Origin of the sequence: Veillonella magna, assembly GCF_959600285.1 — a bacterium.
In the GTDB taxonomy this organism is placed as follows: domain Bacteria; phylum Bacillota; class Negativicutes; order Veillonellales; family Veillonellaceae; genus Veillonella_A; species Veillonella_A magna.
Map to the genome: position 1 here is coordinate 75,136 of NZ_CAUGKU010000006.1, position 15,629 is coordinate 90,764.

General features: G+C 43.7%; 18 protein-coding genes. All 18 read left to right on the forward strand.

What is annotated here, in order from left to right; all coding sequences use genetic code 11:
* The first annotated feature begins 3 nt into the window (after window positions 1-3).
* The 18 genes from Q5873_RS04785 to rpsO all read left to right on the forward strand — a co-directional run bounded on the left by Q5873_RS04785 (window position 4) and on the right by rpsO (window position 15,600).
* Window positions 4-1,152 carry a Coenzyme F420 hydrogenase/dehydrogenase, beta subunit C-terminal domain gene (locus Q5873_RS04785; RefSeq protein ID WP_303059554.1) on the forward strand — a complete coding sequence of 383 codons (1,149 nt, stop codon included), beginning with the start codon at window positions 4-6 and terminating at the stop codon, window positions 1,150-1,152.
* Window positions 1,153-1,207: 55 nt separating this feature from the next.
* Window positions 1,208-2,125: a VirK/YbjX family protein gene (locus tag Q5873_RS04790; protein WP_303059556.1), complete on the forward strand. Its 918-nt coding sequence runs from the start codon at window positions 1,208-1,210 to the stop codon at window positions 2,123-2,125.
* Window positions 2,126-2,167: 42 nt separating this feature from the next.
* Window positions 2,168-2,665: a transcriptional regulator NrdR gene (gene nrdR, locus Q5873_RS04795; protein WP_028255642.1), complete on the forward strand. Its 498-nt coding sequence runs from the start codon at window positions 2,168-2,170 to the stop codon at window positions 2,663-2,665.
* Entirely contained in the window at window positions 2,658-3,590 is a 933-nt protein-coding gene (locus Q5873_RS04800) for a dipeptidase (protein WP_303059558.1), read from the forward strand. The genes nrdR and Q5873_RS04800 overlap by 8 nt, the downstream gene beginning before the upstream one ends.
* Window positions 3,587-4,177, forward strand: coding sequence for a D-sedoheptulose 7-phosphate isomerase (gene gmhA, locus Q5873_RS04805; RefSeq protein ID WP_205087375.1), 591 nt, complete (start codon window positions 3,587-3,589; stop codon window positions 4,175-4,177). The genes Q5873_RS04800 and gmhA overlap by 4 nt, the downstream gene beginning before the upstream one ends.
* Window positions 4,155-5,636, forward strand: a complete 1,482-nt coding sequence (gene rfaE1, locus Q5873_RS04810) for a D-glycero-beta-D-manno-heptose-7-phosphate kinase (RefSeq protein WP_303059560.1) — start codon at window positions 4,155-4,157, stop codon at window positions 5,634-5,636. The genes gmhA and rfaE1 overlap by 23 nt, the downstream gene beginning before the upstream one ends.
* Window positions 5,633-6,598, forward strand: coding sequence for an ADP-glyceromanno-heptose 6-epimerase (gene rfaD / locus Q5873_RS04815; protein WP_288189866.1), 966 nt, complete (start codon window positions 5,633-5,635; stop codon window positions 6,596-6,598). Before rfaE1 ends, rfaD begins: the two co-directional genes overlap by 4 nt.
* A 55-nt stretch (window positions 6,599-6,653) precedes the next feature.
* On the forward strand, window positions 6,654-7,175 hold the full coding sequence (locus Q5873_RS04820) for a D-glycero-alpha-D-manno-heptose-1,7-bisphosphate 7-phosphatase (RefSeq protein ID WP_303059562.1): 522 nt from the start codon (window positions 6,654-6,656) through the stop codon (window positions 7,173-7,175).
* A complete protein-coding gene (locus Q5873_RS04825; protein WP_303059564.1) occupies window positions 7,162-8,193 on the forward strand; it encodes a glycosyltransferase family 9 protein in 1,032 nt (343 codons plus the stop codon). The genes Q5873_RS04820 and Q5873_RS04825 overlap by 14 nt, the downstream gene beginning before the upstream one ends.
* Window positions 8,177-9,217: a glycosyltransferase family 9 protein gene (locus Q5873_RS04830; protein ID WP_303059565.1), complete on the forward strand. Its 1,041-nt coding sequence runs from the start codon at window positions 8,177-8,179 to the stop codon at window positions 9,215-9,217. Before Q5873_RS04825 ends, Q5873_RS04830 begins: the two co-directional genes overlap by 17 nt.
* A 9-nt stretch (window positions 9,218-9,226) precedes the next feature.
* Entirely contained in the window at window positions 9,227-10,210 is a 984-nt protein-coding gene (locus tag Q5873_RS04835; RefSeq protein WP_288300848.1) for a 3'-5' exonuclease, read from the forward strand.
* 1 nt (window position 10,211) lies between these two features.
* Entirely contained in the window at window positions 10,212-11,624 is a 1,413-nt protein-coding gene (locus tag Q5873_RS04840) for an aminopeptidase (protein ID WP_288300849.1), read from the forward strand.
* Window positions 11,608-12,006, forward strand: a complete 399-nt coding sequence (locus Q5873_RS04845; RefSeq protein ID WP_288300851.1) for a hypothetical protein — start codon at window positions 11,608-11,610, stop codon at window positions 12,004-12,006. The genes Q5873_RS04840 and Q5873_RS04845 overlap by 17 nt, the downstream gene beginning before the upstream one ends.
* A 30-nt stretch (window positions 12,007-12,036) precedes the next feature.
* On the forward strand, window positions 12,037-12,405 hold the full coding sequence (locus tag Q5873_RS04850) for an arsenate reductase family protein (protein WP_303059567.1): 369 nt from the start codon (window positions 12,037-12,039) through the stop codon (window positions 12,403-12,405).
* A 119-nt stretch (window positions 12,406-12,524) separates the two neighbouring features.
* Window positions 12,525-13,463, forward strand: coding sequence for an ABC transporter substrate binding protein (locus Q5873_RS04855; protein WP_438364093.1), 939 nt, complete (start codon window positions 12,525-12,527; stop codon window positions 13,461-13,463).
* Between the two features lie 61 nt (window positions 13,464-13,524).
* The gene (locus Q5873_RS04860) at window positions 13,525-14,394 is read left to right on the forward strand and encodes an ABC transporter permease (protein WP_028255654.1); all 870 of its coding nucleotides are present in this window, start codon (window positions 13,525-13,527) and stop codon (window positions 14,392-14,394) included.
* 11 nt (window positions 14,395-14,405) lie between these two features.
* Window positions 14,406-15,197, forward strand: coding sequence for an ABC transporter ATP-binding protein (locus Q5873_RS04865; protein ID WP_028255655.1), 792 nt, complete (start codon window positions 14,406-14,408; stop codon window positions 15,195-15,197).
* 136 nt (window positions 15,198-15,333) lie between these two features.
* Window positions 15,334-15,600 (forward strand): 30S ribosomal protein S15, encoded by a 267-nt coding sequence (rpsO, locus tag Q5873_RS04870; protein ID WP_028255656.1) that lies wholly within the window; start codon window positions 15,334-15,336, stop codon window positions 15,598-15,600.
* Window positions 15,601-15,629 lie beyond the last annotated feature (29 nt).

Below are 15,629 nucleotides of genomic sequence, written 5' to 3' on the forward strand. Positions count from 1 at the left end.
AGTATGCTTGAGTTGGCAAGAGAAGAATGCAATGGGTGTGGTGCCTGCTATAATGCCTGTCCGATGAATTGTATAACAATGGTCCCCGATGAACGAGGATTTTTATATCCTAACATCGATACGGCGGTGTGCATTTCTTGCGGTGCTTGCGAAGCAGCTTGCCCTCCGTTGACGCCGCTGATGACGTTAACATCCGAGTCTACAGTGTATTTGACCTGTTATGAGCATGAAGGATTTTTGGAGCCGGCAGCAGGTGGCGCTATCTTTGCTATGTTGGCGCGATATGTCATTGAGAAAGGAGGTACCGTATTCGGCGCTTCTTTTTCCCCGGATATGGAGTTGCGCCATCGCAGTGCTACCGAGTTAAATGATATTTTTAAATTGCAAGGGGTTAAGCTTTCGCAAAGTGATACAAAACATACTATGCGAGAGGCTAGAGCTCTCCTTAATGATGGTAAATGGGTGTTATATGCAGGGACGCCTTGTCAGATAGAGGGATTCTTAGCCTTTTTGGGACGTGAATACGAAACGCTGATTACCATTGATTTCGTATGTTCCGGCGTCAGTTCGCCACGCTTGTTAGCGTACTACTTGGAAGGACTGTACAAGGATTACGGTGAACCGGTTGTATCATTACGGGTTCGGGAAAAGTATAAAGGTTATAAAGAGCCGTATGTCAAAATATTCTGCAAGCCCAGTGTTAAGATTTTTGAATTAGCACAAAGAAATTCGTATGTACAATTATATGAGAAGGGCTATGGCTATCGGCCGTCTTGTCGGAGTTGTCAATTCCGTAAGCCGCATCATTTGTCTGACTTTACGATAAGTGATGCGTGGTCGGCGGTGGATGATAGTTTTGCCGCAGATAATCGAGGCTTGACTATCGTGCAACTTAATACGGAACAAGGCGATGCAGTTTGGAAAACGTGTCTGGATATTGTTGAAGATAATCGCCGATTATTACGTGCCGTGCCGTATGACCTGGAAAAAGAAAAAGTAGTAAATGCCGGATTTACCTCAGATAAACAAGTGGATGAGGATATGGAAGAAGCTTTGTTCAACGATTTAAAAACGAAACGGTTCCGCAAGGCGGTTAAGGCGTATATAGAAGAACCTAAGAAAAGCTTTTGGAGTCGTTTGCTAGGGCGTTAAGCAAGAGCGGGATGAAGTAATTAAAAACCGAATAGGTGATATAGGAGGATTTTTTGTGTTAACTTATGCAAAGAAGCAATGGCGACAGGGTCGCGAAATTTACGGATATCATAGCTGGAGAGAAAAACGACGGATTTTTCTACATACGTTACGTTCTTATAAAAACTACAGCCAGTTGCAGGCGTTAAAAGCATACTTTGATACCTACACGGCCTTTCCCGGTTTGCTGGAAGAACATGTGGGGATCTATGAAGTAATCAATCGTATCTTTTTATATAAAAACTCTACGGCAAAGGAACGTTTGCAGTGTATTATGGATCATTTTGATAGATTGCCTCAGTATTTTACGACAGAAGCCATTCGTCGGATGTACACTAACGACCAGTCGCAAGAAGTTGTGATTTGGAGTAATGAAGAGTTGGATTTACGCGCTACGTTATGGTTTCACACGGGACAACGCAAGGAAGGATTCCTAAGCTTATTCCTTTTTATGGGTGACCAAGGAATTTATCATATTAATTTCCGTCTCGGCTATGGCTATAAAAAGGAACCATGCATTTGGATTGGGACTATACAAGGTTGCCGTGAAGGATTGGCGAATGCCAAAAAATTAACCAAAAAGATGTTTGGGTATCGTCCGAAAAATTTCATGTTCTTTTTACTGCGGCAGCTGGCTACAAACATGGGAATACATTCGCTGTATGCCGTGTCGGACGAAGGCTTTTATACAAATACACATTTGATTCGAGGAAATCGATCTAAAAAAGTTCGCTTTGATCCGTTTTGGGAAGAGATGGGGGGAACGGTGTGTCCTGAGGATGCTCGTTTTTATCGGATTCCCTTGGAGGAAGAGCGTAAAACCTATGAAACGGCTAAGACACATAAGCGTAATATGTATCGCAAACGTTATGAAATGTTAGATACTTTTATTGAAGAAATTGCAGCCCGTAGCAAAGAATATTTGCGTAAATAGAGTAGGGCCGGCAATATGTTGAAAAAGAGGTGAAGTGCGACTATGAGATGTCCCTATTGTAAGCATGAAGACAGCCGTGTAACGGATTCACGGGCAACAGATGATGGCAAGAGTATTCGTCGTCGTCGACAGTGTATGAGTTGCGGCCGTCGTTTTACAACATATGAATATATCGATCGTCCGCCATTGGCTGTGATTAAACGTAGCGGTGGTACGGAAATGTTTGATGCTAATAAATTATTACGGGGCATTAGTCGCTCTTGTAATAAGCGTGGCATTGACAGTGAAGTATTGGAAGGAATTGTGAAGTCCGTGGAAGAATCGCTTCGCAGCGAGGGTAAAATGGAAGTACCTACTGAACGTATTGGAGAATTGGTGTTGGATCAGTTGCGCGATATCGATCAAGTAGCCTATGTGCGTTTCGCATCGGTATATCGTAAGTTTGATAATATTGACAGCTTCATGGATGAACTGGAGCAGCTGAAGAAACTTAGCAATAACAGACGCGGACGGCGTCAGCAAGGAGACAGTGATGATTGATTTACACTGTGATACGATTATGCAACTTATAAATCATCCCGGCATGGGAGATTTAATGAATAATTGCTGGAAAATAGATATAGAAAAATTAAAACGCGGTGGTTACTATCTGCAGGACTTTGCTCTATTTGTGGAATTGGATCACGAAGCGGATCCTTATGCTCGCTATGAGGCCATGCGTCAGGTATTTGCAAAGCAGATGGAATTATACAGTCCTTATATTCGTCATGTGAAAAGCTATGATGAGTATAAAGCGTGTCGTCGTGATGGTGTACTCGGCGCATTGTTATCTGTAGAAGAAGGTGGCGTGTTCGGCGGTAGCTTGGAAAAATTAAAGAAGGCCTATGACGATGGTGTTCGCCTAATTACTATTAGTTGGAATTTTCCTAATGGACTATCTTATCCTCATGGACCGGAATATGAGGGTAAAGGGCTTACCAAGACAGGAGTAGCTTTTGTAGAGTATATGGAAGAATTAGGGATTATGGTAGATTGTTCGCATCTAAATGATGCGGGGATGTTCCAGCTTGTGGATATGATGAAAAAACCGTTAATTGCTTCACATTCCAACGCACGCGCCTTGACGCCGCATACAAGAAATTTAACAGATGAACAGATTCGGAGTATAGCGGAAAAGGGTGGCGTTATCGGACTTAACTTTGCCCAGGCATTTTTGGGAGAGTCAAGGGTAAGTCAGATTCGAGATATGGTACGTCACACGATGCATATATATCAGGTAGGCGGCAGTGATGTGTTGGCACTGGGAACTGATTTCGATGGTATCAGACCGGACACGGAAATTGAAAATGCTGCGGATGTACCGCGATTGTTTACGTCTTTAGCCGAAGCGGGATTACCGGAAGAGGCAATAGAAAAAATGGCATGGCGGAATGCTGAACGGGTTATGAAGGAGTGGCTGGCATGAACGAAGCAATACAAGGATTAATCGCACAGCGATTTAGTGATCATCTGGATGTTTTTGGACAGACGATGGAACAGATGGAGGTCATCAGTGATATAGCCGAGCGATGTCGGGCTGCCTTAACAGCAGGACAAAAAATATTGTTTTGCGGCAATGGCGGTTCCGCTGCCGATGCACAGCACCTAGCGGCAGAGTTGATCGGTAGATTTCAGAAAGAACGACGCTCCTTAGCGGCGGTAGCATTGACGACAGATACATCTATCCTAACAGCAGTGGCTAATGATTACGGCTATGAAGAAGTATTCGCTCGGCAAGTAGAAGGTTTGGGGCGTTCCGGCGATGTGCTGATTGGTATTTCCACCTCCGGCAACAGTAAAAATGTAGTAAAGGCTGTGGAAAAGGCCCGTGATATAGGTATGCATACAATTGCTTTCACCGGTGAAGGCGGTGGGAAATTATCGTCTTTGTGTGATATCACGTTAGCAGTGCCGTCTAAAGTTACGGCACGGATTCAGGAAATGCATATTTTGGTAGGCCATATTATATGCGAATTGGTGGAAGAGGATTATGGTAACGCAGACGATAAATGATTTTTTAACAACAAAGCTGCCGGAGCTTTCTATTGCCGTTATTGGCGATATCATGGTTGACAGATATGTGTTTGGCGATGTGGGGCGTATTTCGCCGGAAGCACCGGTACCGGTAAATCGAGTGACGGATATTCGTGAAGTACTGGGTGGCGCGGCTAATGTAGCATCCAATTTGGCAAATTTGGACTGCCATGTATTTTTGGCAGGATTAGCCGGTAATGATGAACATAGTCCCTTATTACAGCGTCTTTTGAAAGAGAATGGTATTGATGATAGCGGTGTTCTTTACGAAGATAGTCGCCATACAACGACTAAAATGCGTATCTTAGGCGCACGGCAGCAAATGTTGCGCCTGGATTTTGAAGAACCGCGTGATATAGCTAAGGGAGAAGCGAAACACATTATTACTTGGCTTGAGGAAAAAGCGAAGACGGGATTGGATGGTATTGTTATTTCCGACTATGGCAAAGGTGTATGTACCCCGCAAATGTTAGAAACAATCCTCTCCATCGCCAGAGAATATAATATTACTACTATCGTTGATCCTAAGGGAAATGATTGGACAAAATATAACGGAGCTACCTTTATTACTCCGAATGTAAAAGAGTTGTCGGAACGTGTAGGCTATGCAGTGGCCAATACAGATGAAGCTATCGTCAAGGCAGCTAAAAATGTATTGACCACGGTACAGCTTGATTATGTCGTGGCAACACGTTCTGCCAAAGGGATTACCGTTGTTGGGCGGACGGGTAAAATTTGGCATAGTCAGGCAACGCAGCAAGAAGTATTTGATGTAAGCGGTGCCGGTGATACGGTTGTGGCTATGATTATTACAGCAATTGCCGCAGGTCTTACTATGCGTGCTGCTTTACACGTAGCAAACGGTGCTGCCGGCATTGTTGTATCGAAGGTAGGCACCTATCCAATTCATCGTCGGGAACTGTTGGAGTTATGGCGCAACGTGCGTCAGCGGCGTCGACGTGCCGTTGATTTTTACGATCGGCACTCGATGGCACAACAGATTAGACAATGGCAAAATGATGGTGATACGGTAGTTTTTACTAATGGTTGTTTTGACATTCTTCACTGCGGACATATTTCGTATTTGGAAGCGGCTGCAAAGTTGGGAGATCATCTGGTGGTGGCACTTAATTCCGATGCATCTGTAAAACGTTTGAAAGGTGAAGCACGACCTATCAATAATGAAACCGATCGCGCAACTATGATGCAGGCGTTGGGATTTGTGTCCGGCGTGGTATTCTTTGATGAAGATACACCGGCGGAGCTCCTTAGTGAATTAAGACCTAACATTTTAGTTAAAGGCGGTGACTATACGCCGGAGAATGTTATCGGCGGTGAATACGTAGATCGCGTAGAAATTTTACCATTTAAGGACGGATATTCTACGACGGGCATTATTGAGCGTATTAAAGCTTTGGTGAAGGAGGGAAAACTATGATACTAGTAACAGGCGGGGCCGGATTTATTGGCAGCAATATAGTAAAAGAATTAAATAATCGCGGCCGTAATGATATTTTGATTGTTGATGATTTAACAGACGGACGAAAAATCAGAAATTTGCAGATGTTGGATTTCTATGATTATGTGGATTGTCTTGATTTTGATGAAGCAGTTGCCAATGGGACGCTAGATGTAGGCCCGCTAGAAGTTATTTTTCATCAAGGGGCCTGTGCGGATACAATGAATTACGACGGCCGCTATATGATGAAGAATAATTTTGAAGGAACGAAAAATTTGTTCCATTTTGCCCAAGAGCATCGAATTCCGTTTATTTACGCATCATCTGCATCTACTTACGGTCATGGAAATAAAGGCTTTCGCGAGGAAGCTGCCTGTGAAGAAGCATTGAATCCTTATGCGTATTCTAAATTATTTTTCGACCGTTACGTTCGCCGATGTAAGGATTCCTTACAATCACAGGTGGTAGGGTTGCGGTATTTTAATGTATTCGGACCTAATGAAAATCACAAAGATAAGATGGCGTCATTAGTACGTCAAATGTTTTATAAATTGCAAGAAACCGGTGAAATAACTCTGTTTGAAGGCACGGATGGTTATGGTGACGGTGAACAGGTACGTGATTTTATTTATGTAAAGGACGTAGTTAATGTCAATTTATTTTTCTGGGAACATCCGGAATTGAGCGGAATTTACAACTGCGGAACTGGTGAAGCAAAAAGCTTCAATCGATTCATGAAGGCGGTAATAGCCTATGCGGGCAAGGGTACTATTCGCTATATTCCGTTCCCGGAAGTATTAAAGGGAAAATATCAAAGCTTTACAGAAGCAGATACGACCAAATTATTGGCAGCCGGATATGATAAAGGCTTTACGCCACTGGAAGAAGCGGTAGCCGAATATTGCGAGTTATTGGATCATAATGAAGGATACCTGCGTTAGCGAACTGGTGTATAAACATTAGTGTAGTATGTGGGATGAAAGAGGGAGGACAGTCGTGAGAAAAACACTTTTTCTCGATCGTGACGGAGTTATTAATGTAGATGTCCACTATTTACATCGCATTGAGGACATGAAATTTATGCAGGGCGCAATAAAGGCTCTGAAGGTAGCGGTAGAGGCCGGTTATCAATTAATTGTTATTACCAATCAAAGTGGTGTGGCGCGAGGGTATTATACGGAAGACGATGTACAAACTTTGCACCGGTATATGGGGGAACAACTGGCTGCTGCGGGAGCACCAATCACAGCATTCTATTATTGTCCACATCATGAAAAAGGAGTAGTACCGGCGTATACAAAATCTTGTGAATGCCGTAAGCCGCTCCCCGGTTTAGTGTTACAGGCGGTGCGTGAGCATCAGGTGGATGTGGCGCACAGCTTTATGATTGGTGATAAACCTAGCGACGTTGCTACTGCTGAGGCGGCCGGTATGGACGGATACTTGTTTGAAGGTATCGATTTAGCGGATTTCTTGCTCCCCATTTTAGCGAAAAGAGGATACGATGAAAGCGTATAAACGAATTTTAATTATAAAAATGAGTTCTCTCGGTGATGTTATTCACGCATTACCCACATTGTATGCTATTCGCAAAAATTGGCCGGACGCTCATATTACGTGGGCAGTGCATGAACAATTCAGTCAAGTCTTGCCTGGCAAACCATGGATAGATGAAATTATATACATTGATAAAAAGAAACTCACATCCTTGCCGTATCTGTGGCAGTTGCGAAAAGAGTTACACCGTCATGAGTTTGACATGTGTTTGGATTTACAATGTTTAGCAAAAAGCGCTTTGGTTGCTTGGTTGTCGGGAGCGAAGGAGCATTATGGCTATTGGGAATTGCGCGAAGGTAGCGGTTTGATTAATAGAGCATTGGTAGGGCCTCATAAAATGGGGCATGTGATTGAGCGTTATCTGGATACTGTACGCGCCTTAGGCGGTACGGTAGATAGGGTAGAATTTCCATTGCGCCGAGATCCCAAAGAAGCTGATGCAGTAAATACAATGTTGCAGATGCACGGTATGCCGAAAGGCATGCCTTACATCGTCGTAGCTCCGGGGGCACGCTGGGCGGTTAAGGAGTGGCCTTCTGGGAATTATGGTTTTTTGTGTAAGCGATGGGCAGAAAAAGGAATGTATACGGTGCTCGTAGGTTCCTCGGCAGAAAAAGCAAAGGCAATGTCTATTAGGGATATCGCGGGTACAACGTATTGTATTGATATGACGGGGAAAACTACATTGCAGGGACTAATAGAACTTATAGCCGGAGCCTCTATGTATGTGAGTGCCGACACGGGACCGTTACATATAGCCAATGCGCTGAAAGTTCCGTTGATTGCTCTGTTTGGTCCCACTTCGCCGCAGAGGACGGGGCCGTACGGCGGTGCACATGTGCATTGTCTTATTTCTCCTACCAGCAAAGCAACCCCGGAACATCCCTTGGTAGATGATCCGGAGTGTATGAAGCAAATTACGGTAGATGACGTGTGGTCGCTCTATGAGGAGGTGTCAAACCATGGAATTAAACCATAAACGCATTGTCGTTACATTTTTGATGCATTTAGGCGATGTAATTTTGACGACCCCCTTCATGTATGTGTTACGACAGGCTGCCCCGGATAGTCATATTACGTATGTAATGGATGAGAAACTTAAAGATGTTATGCTGTATAACCCGTACATCGATGAAATTATAACGGTTGATAAAAAGGGAAAGGATAACAGTATAGGGGCGTTGTATCATATTGCACGAAATATTCATTGCAAGGTGCAGCCGGATGTGGTGATTAATTTACATCCTAACGAGCGAACGTCCTTTTTGGCATGGGCTATCGGTGCTAAGAAAACCGTGGGGATGAGTCACTTTTTATTTCGTCCGTGGATGACAACGTATACACGATTAGATAGACGTACGCGTCATGCGGCTGATATGTATATCAATGTGTTGGAGCAGCTCAAGGTACCCATTGTGCCGAATAAGGGATTGCAGATTTTTAGTTGTCCGCAGTGGCAGTCTACGGTAGATGATTTATATGAGGCCCAAGGAGTATCGGCATCCGATACGCTGGTTGGTTTTAATGTAGGAAGCGCAGTACCGGAAAAACGTTGGCCTAAGGAGCGTTTTGCAGCCATTGCCGATACATTGGCTGATGAAGGCTATGTACCGGTATTCTTCGGGGGACCTATGGACGAAGAAATGGTGTCGGAGGTAGTTGCCGGTATGTCGCATACACCGATTGTCATGACAGGTCGCTTGGGATTAGGGGAATTAGCGGAAGCGATTAAGCGTTGCCGTTTGTTCATCACCAATGATTCGGGTCCTATGCATGTAGCTGTCAGCCAACAAGTGCCGGTAGTTGCTCTGTATGGTCCGTCAAATCCTAAATTTTACGGACCGTATACAACGAAGTGTATTGTTCTTGAATCAATGACAGACTATGAAATCGGCAAAAGTATGAAGCAGATTATACGCGAAGGAAAGTACAAAGGTCTTGGCGTTATATCTGAGGAGACTGTTTTGGAGGCAGCTCATACTTTATTGCAGAAACAGGAATAGTAGGTAGATATGGAGTATGTAATATTTGATTTAGAGTGGAATCAGCCGTATGATAATGATATAAGTTTCATCAAGCGTACAGGTATGCCTTTGGCCGGTGAAATTATTCAAATCGGAGCAATTAAGCTGGATGCAAAATTTCATCACATAGATAGCTTTAACTGTATTGTGAAACCAAAATATTTGAAGCGAATGCATTGTCATGTACAGCGATTAACTCATATCACAAATGAAGATTTGGCGTTGGGGACCGACTTTGTCACAGCATTTCGACGATTCGATGCATGGTGTGGTGATGATGTGGTGCTACTGACTTGGGGCGTAGATGATATTACGATGTTACGCGATAATTTGCGATTACATAAATTGCCGGGACAGTTGCGATTGCCATGGTATGATGCTCAACTGTTATATGCACACTTCATGCATGGTAATCAAGAGCAGGTGTCGTTGAAGCGGGCCATGGAAGAATTATCTATTTCTTCCGATGATTTAACGGCTCATGATGCATTGCACGATTCTATTTTTACCGGTCGTGTTTGTCAGCAAATACCATTGGCGGAGGGAATGGCGATTTACGATGAATTGACGCGTGAATCTACACATTCCGTGTACTTTCCCGATCCGTTGGCCTTCTTTATTTATGAAAACTTCGAAGATAAAGAAGAAGGGTTTCGATTACCGAAGGTACATCGCGTGTATTGTCCACGCTGCCAGGAACCACTTCAGCTGCGACGTGTGGAGCGCATCGCCAGAGATAAGCAAATGACAATCGGTCACTGCAAAAAGCACGGTGATTTTGCCGTATTGTGGCGTGTTAGCAAATATATGGCACGACATAGATTACCGCGGTTTTATATTACAAAGACGATAACGGAAGCTCCGCCTTTTATGACGGCGCTATACGAAAAGAAAGCACATATAAACAAAGTAAAGTGGGAACGCTATTTGGCGCGTAAAGCACAAATGGAGTCTCAAGGAAAGGAAGGATAGTATGGAACGTAAATATGCATGGCATGAATATAACGAACAGGATATGAAGGCGCTTAACGCATTATGCGATGAATATATGGCCTTTCTTGATGCAGGCAAAACGGAACGGGAATGTGTACAGCAGTCCGTAGCATTGGCAGAAGCCAAAGGATATCGTAATTTAAAAGAGGTATTGGCAAAGGGAGACGCCATTAAAGCAGGTGATAAACTGTATGCGGTGCAGATGAAAAAAGCAGTAGCTCTTTTTAATATCGGAACGGAGCCGATTGAAGACGGTATGAATATTTTAGGGGCTCACATTGATTCACCTCGCCTTGATGTAAAACAAAATCCTTTTTACGAAGATAGCAATTTAGCTTTTTTTGATACCCATTACTACGGTGGCATAAAAAAATATCATTGGGTAGCCATGCCCTTAGCCTTACATGGGGTGGTTGTCAAGAAAGATGGTACGGTAATTCCCATTTCCATTGGGGAAAAAGAAACAGATCCGGTGTTCTGCGTAACGGATTTGTTACCACATTTAGGTCAGGAGCAAATGGAAAAGAAAGCGGCCAAGGTGATTGAAGGAGAAGCATTGGATTTGCTTATTGGCAGTCGTCCGGTAAAGGGAGAGTTGAAAGAAGGCGTAACCAAGTTCTTGCAGGATGTATTCACTAACGAATATGGTTTCGAAGAGGAAGATTTGTTGTCAGCAGAATTGGAAATTGTACCGGCCGGTAAAGCTCGGGAAATGGGTTTCGATCGTAGTATGATTATCGCCTATGGTCAAGACGATCGCGTATGTGCATACACTTCTTTAGCGGCTATGCTGGAAGTTGATACGGTAGCGCGTACTAGTTGCACCTTGTTGGTGGATAAAGAAGAGATCGGTTCTGTTGGGGCGACAGGAATGCAGTCACGATTCTTTGAAAATATTGTGGCTGAATTATTGGAAGGCATGGGTATAACCTCGCCGTTGGCCGTACGCCGTACATTGGAAAACAGTCGGATGCTTTCTTCCGATGTAAGTGCCGGTTATGATCCGTTGTATGCATCGGCCTTTGAAAAGAAAAATGCGGCATTCCTCGGTAAAGGGGTTGTTTTTAATAAGTTCACCGGAGCGCGCGGTAAATCCGGTTCTAATGATGCCAATGCAGAATATATGAGTTTGGTGCGTCGCATTATGGATGATAATAAAGTTACTTTCCAGACAGCCGAATTAGGCCGTGTTGATCTTGGCGGTGGCGGCACTATTGCGTACATCATGGCATTATACGGAATGAATGTTATCGATTGCGGCGTAGCTGTATTGAGTATGCATGCGCCGTGGGAAGTAACAAGTAAAGCCGACATTTATGAAGCTAAAAAATGCTATGTAGCCTTTTTACAAGCAGCCGGAAAGGAGTCGGTATTAAATGACCTCTGCAAATAATTTTGCCGGTGCGCCGTTAGCGGTAAACCCTGACAGTCATGGCGGACGGAAGCATAAGACAGTACATATTGACATATTTGATATTCCGGCGGATGAAGCGGAACAATTTTTAAAGGATCGCGATTTTTGTATTCGCGAGGCTACAAAAGTAATGGAACCGTATTGCGAACGCGTCGCCGTTGATTGTTTAGACCCTGATGAAGGACAGGCCGTCGTAGGCTATTACCATACAGGTGAGGTTTTGATGAGTGTTGTTTTGGATCCTTTCGAAATTCCCGTTATGAAGGTAGCCTATGAAAGAGGTAAATTGAAAGAATATATCTTGGCTGCCAATGGGCTGACGGAAGATATGATGGTGGAATTGTCTAAGAAGGAATCATAGTTCTTAGCGCACAAGAAAAGGAGAGATTGTATGCTGTTTATCGAGTATCCTAAGTGCACTACTTGCCGTAAAGCAAAAAAGTATTTAGTGGATAAAGGAATCAACTTTACGGCGCGAGATATAAAGGAAGATAATCCGACTAAGGCGGAAATACGGGAATGGCAACCTAAAAGTGGTAAGGAGTTAAAAGCGTTCTTTAATACATCCGGGCAGATATATCGCAGTGAACAGCTGAAAGATAGATTGCCGTCTATGAGTGAAGAAGAAAAAATTTCTTTATTGGCAGCTAATGGTATGTTGGTGAAGCGTCCGATATTGGTGTTGCCAGATACTGTGCTGGTTGGGTTTAAAGAGGCCGAATGGGAAGCGGCGTTAGTTAGAAACGGACTATTGAAATAGTTGGAGAAACACGCTATAATAAACTCAATCTATCCGTGATGGGCGGATATTTGTAGCATAGTAGAAGGGAGTAGTTTCGCATGTGGAAGAAACGAATTGTAGGTGCCATAGCAACACTTATGGCAGTAGGACTCATTGCAGGATGTGGCGGGAGCCAGGGAACGACGAGCGGAGATAAACAGTATAAGGTCGGTGTGGTGCAGTTGGTAGAACATCCGGCACTGGATGCGGCCAACAAAGGGTTCGTTGATGGTTTGAAATCAAAAGGCTTCGATAAGAATGTGGTATTGGATCAGCAAAATGCACAGGCCGATCAGTCTAATTTGAATAGTATTGCACAGCGATTTGTATCGGATAAGAAGGACTTAGTATTGGCTATTGCCACGCCGGCAGCACAGGCGATGGCTAATGCTACAAAGGATATTCATATATTGGGTACGGCGATTACCGATTATAAAACGGCAAAGCTGGTTCAATCCGATGAAAAACCGGGTACGAATGTAAGTGGTACTACGGATATGAATCCGATTGAACAACAGGTAGACCTGATTATTAAATTGGTGCCTAATTTAAAAACACTGGGTACTATTTATACAGCTAGCGAAGTGAATTCGCAATTGCAGGTAGAAAAGATGAAGGCCTATGCGGCTACGAAGGGTATTACTGTGGTAGAAGCTACGGTGTCTAATGTAAACGATATTCAGCAGGCAGCACAAAATCTTGCATCGCAGGGTGTACAGGCCATTTACATACCAACGGACAATGTGGTAGCCTCGGCATTTGCCAATGTAGTTAAAATCACTGATGCAGCAAAAATCCCTGTATTCCCGGCAGAAGAAAACATGGTTAAGGCCGGTGGGGTAGCTATTTATTCGGTAGATTATTATAAACTGGGCTTCCAGACCGGTGTGATGGCAGCTAAACTGTTATCCGGGGAAGCAAAGATTTCGGATATGCCAATCGAACGTCAGAAAGAAATGAAGCTAGTTATTAACAAGGAAGAAGCGGCAAAGCTGGGTATTGCCATTCCGGCTGATTTGGCGCAGGAAGTAAAGTAGGTTTGTAACAAGCAGGAAAAGGGCATCTGATGCCCTTTTCTTTTTTAACCGGGAGGAAATTATGACAGATTTAATTATTGCCACATTGGGGCAGGGATTGTTGTGGTCCCTCTTAGCCATTGGTGTATTTATAACATTCCGCGTACTTGATATTGCTGATTTGACGGTAGAAGGAAGTTTTCCTTTAGGAGCAGCCATTTCGGCTACGCTTATCGTTGAAGGCGTAGATCCCGTGGTATCAATTTTAGCCGCTGCCATCGGGGGAATGATTGCCGGTGCTGTTACGGGATGGATTCATACAAAATTAAAGATTCCCGCATTGTTGGCAGGGATTTTAACGATGATTGCCCTATATTCTATTAACTTACGTGTTATGGGTAAAGCCAATGTGTCCTTATTGCGAATGGACACCATTTATACGTTCTTTGAAAAGCTGAGCTTCATGCACACATGGGCATTGGCATTGGTAGGTTTATTAGTAGCTGTTGTTACTTGCGTTGTATTATTCTGGTTCTTCGGTACGGAAATAGGAGCTTGTTTGCGAGCAACCGGCGTAAATCCTCAAATGATTCGCGCGCAGGGGGTTAATACTGATACCATGATTGTGTTAGGCCTTCTTCTTTCCAACGGTTTTGTCGCTGTTTCCGGCGCTTTAATTGCACAGGGGAATGGCTTTGCCGATGTCGGTATGGGGGTAGGTACCATCGTAATCGGCTTGGCATCGGTAATTATTGGTGAGGTTCTTTTTGGAACCCGTTCTTTCGTATCGAACCTGATTTCCGTTGTACTGGGTTCCATCGTGTATCGTATTGTTATTGCCGTAGTGTTGTATCTCGGTATGCCACCAAATGATTTGAAATTATTTACGGCTGTATTGGTAGCTATTGCCTTGTCGTTACCGACATTGAAGGCAAAATGGCAGAGTCGCTAAGGAGGGGTACCATGCTAGAACTTACGGGAATTGTGAAAACCTTTTTTAAAGGGACGGTAAATGAAAAAACAGCTCTCCGCGGTGTGGATTTGCGATTGGAAAGCGGTGATTTTACGACGGTTATCGGCGGTAACGGAGCAGGTAAGAGTACGTTGCTGAATTCCATTGCAGGTGTATTCCCTGTGGATGAAGGAAAAATTGTTATTAATGATACGGATGTAACAAAAATGCCGGAATATAAACGGGCTGCTTTTATAGGGCGTGTATTTCAGGATCCTATGCTGGGGACGGCAGGTAATATGCAAATAGAAGAAAATTTATTGCTAGCCTTACGCCGCGGTAAACGCATGGGATTGAAATGGGCCTTTGTACCTAAAGAACGAGAATTTTTCAAAGAACGATTATCTTTGCTCGGTTTGGGTCTGGAAGATCGACTGACAGCGCGTATGGGATTGCTTAGCGGTGGTCAGCGTCAATCGATTACGTTGTTAATGGCGACGATGATGCGTCCTGATTTATTGTTGTTGGACGAACACACGGCAGCACTGGATCCTAAAACAGCAGCTAATGTATTAACCTTAACGGAACAACTGGTTGAGGAACATAAGTTAACGACATTGATGATTACGCATAACATGCGCGATGCACTTCGTTACGGGAATCGCCTTATTATGATGGATAACGGAAAAATCATTTTTGATGTTCGTGATGAAGAAAAGAAAAAACTCACCGTCAAAGATTTATTGGAACGTTTCGAGGTAGCCGGCGAAGGGGGCCTAAGCGACCGTATGATGTTGGGATAACCTCTTTACAGCAATACGGATATAGTGTATACTGACATAGGTCACCGATGAGAGTGGCTAACGCAGGCGAAGTAACCGACTTCTCCGACGACTACTTCAGCTTTGCGAGGTTATGATAATTAAGGAGGATACAGAAATGTTAACTACTGAAGCAAAACAGGCAATCATTAAAGAATTTGCAGTTCATGAAGGCGACACCGGATCTCCGGAAGTACAGATTGCAATCTTGACTAATCGCATCACTTACTTGACGGAACACTTGAAAGAACACAAGAAAGACCATCATTCCCGTCGTGGTTTGTTGAAATTGGTTGGTCAGCGCCGTAACATGCTCGACTACCTTCGTCGCAAGGATATCGAACGTTACCGTGCAATCCTTGAAAAATTGAACCTTCGCAAATAATTTATTTGCTGATACGTATAGGAGTGGCT

Coding starts and splice junctions, on each gene's coding strand:
- Q5873_RS04855 (WP_438364093.1), top strand. CDS start 12,525: ATGGCAGTAGGACTCATTGCAGGATGTGGCGGGAGCCAGGGAACGACG.
- nrdR (WP_028255642.1), top strand. CDS start 2,168: ATGAGATGTCCCTATTGTAAGCATGAAGACAGCCGTGTAACGGATTCA.
- rpsO (WP_028255656.1), top strand. CDS start 15,334: ATGTTAACTACTGAAGCAAAACAGGCAATCATTAAAGAATTTGCAGTT.
- Q5873_RS04785 (WP_303059554.1), top strand. CDS start 4: ATGCTTGAGTTGGCAAGAGAAGAATGCAATGGGTGTGGTGCCTGCTAT.
- Q5873_RS04840 (WP_288300849.1), top strand. CDS start 10,212: ATGGAACGTAAATATGCATGGCATGAATATAACGAACAGGATATGAAG.
- Q5873_RS04850 (WP_303059567.1), top strand. CDS start 12,037: ATGCTGTTTATCGAGTATCCTAAGTGCACTACTTGCCGTAAAGCAAAA.
- Q5873_RS04845 (WP_288300851.1), top strand. CDS start 11,608: ATGACCTCTGCAAATAATTTTGCCGGTGCGCCGTTAGCGGTAAACCCT.
- rfaD (WP_288189866.1), top strand. CDS start 5,633: ATGATACTAGTAACAGGCGGGGCCGGATTTATTGGCAGCAATATAGTA.
- Q5873_RS04865 (WP_028255655.1), top strand. CDS start 14,406: ATGCTAGAACTTACGGGAATTGTGAAAACCTTTTTTAAAGGGACGGTA.
- Q5873_RS04835 (WP_288300848.1), top strand. CDS start 9,227: ATGGAGTATGTAATATTTGATTTAGAGTGGAATCAGCCGTATGATAAT.
- Q5873_RS04860 (WP_028255654.1), top strand. CDS start 13,525: ATGACAGATTTAATTATTGCCACATTGGGGCAGGGATTGTTGTGGTCC.
- gmhA (WP_205087375.1), top strand. CDS start 3,587: ATGAACGAAGCAATACAAGGATTAATCGCACAGCGATTTAGTGATCAT.
- Q5873_RS04800 (WP_303059558.1), top strand. CDS start 2,658: ATGATTGATTTACACTGTGATACGATTATGCAACTTATAAATCATCCC.
- Q5873_RS04830 (WP_303059565.1), top strand. CDS start 8,177: ATGGAATTAAACCATAAACGCATTGTCGTTACATTTTTGATGCATTTA.
- Q5873_RS04825 (WP_303059564.1), top strand. CDS start 7,162: ATGAAAGCGTATAAACGAATTTTAATTATAAAAATGAGTTCTCTCGGT.
- rfaE1 (WP_303059560.1), top strand. CDS start 4,155: ATGGTAACGCAGACGATAAATGATTTTTTAACAACAAAGCTGCCGGAG.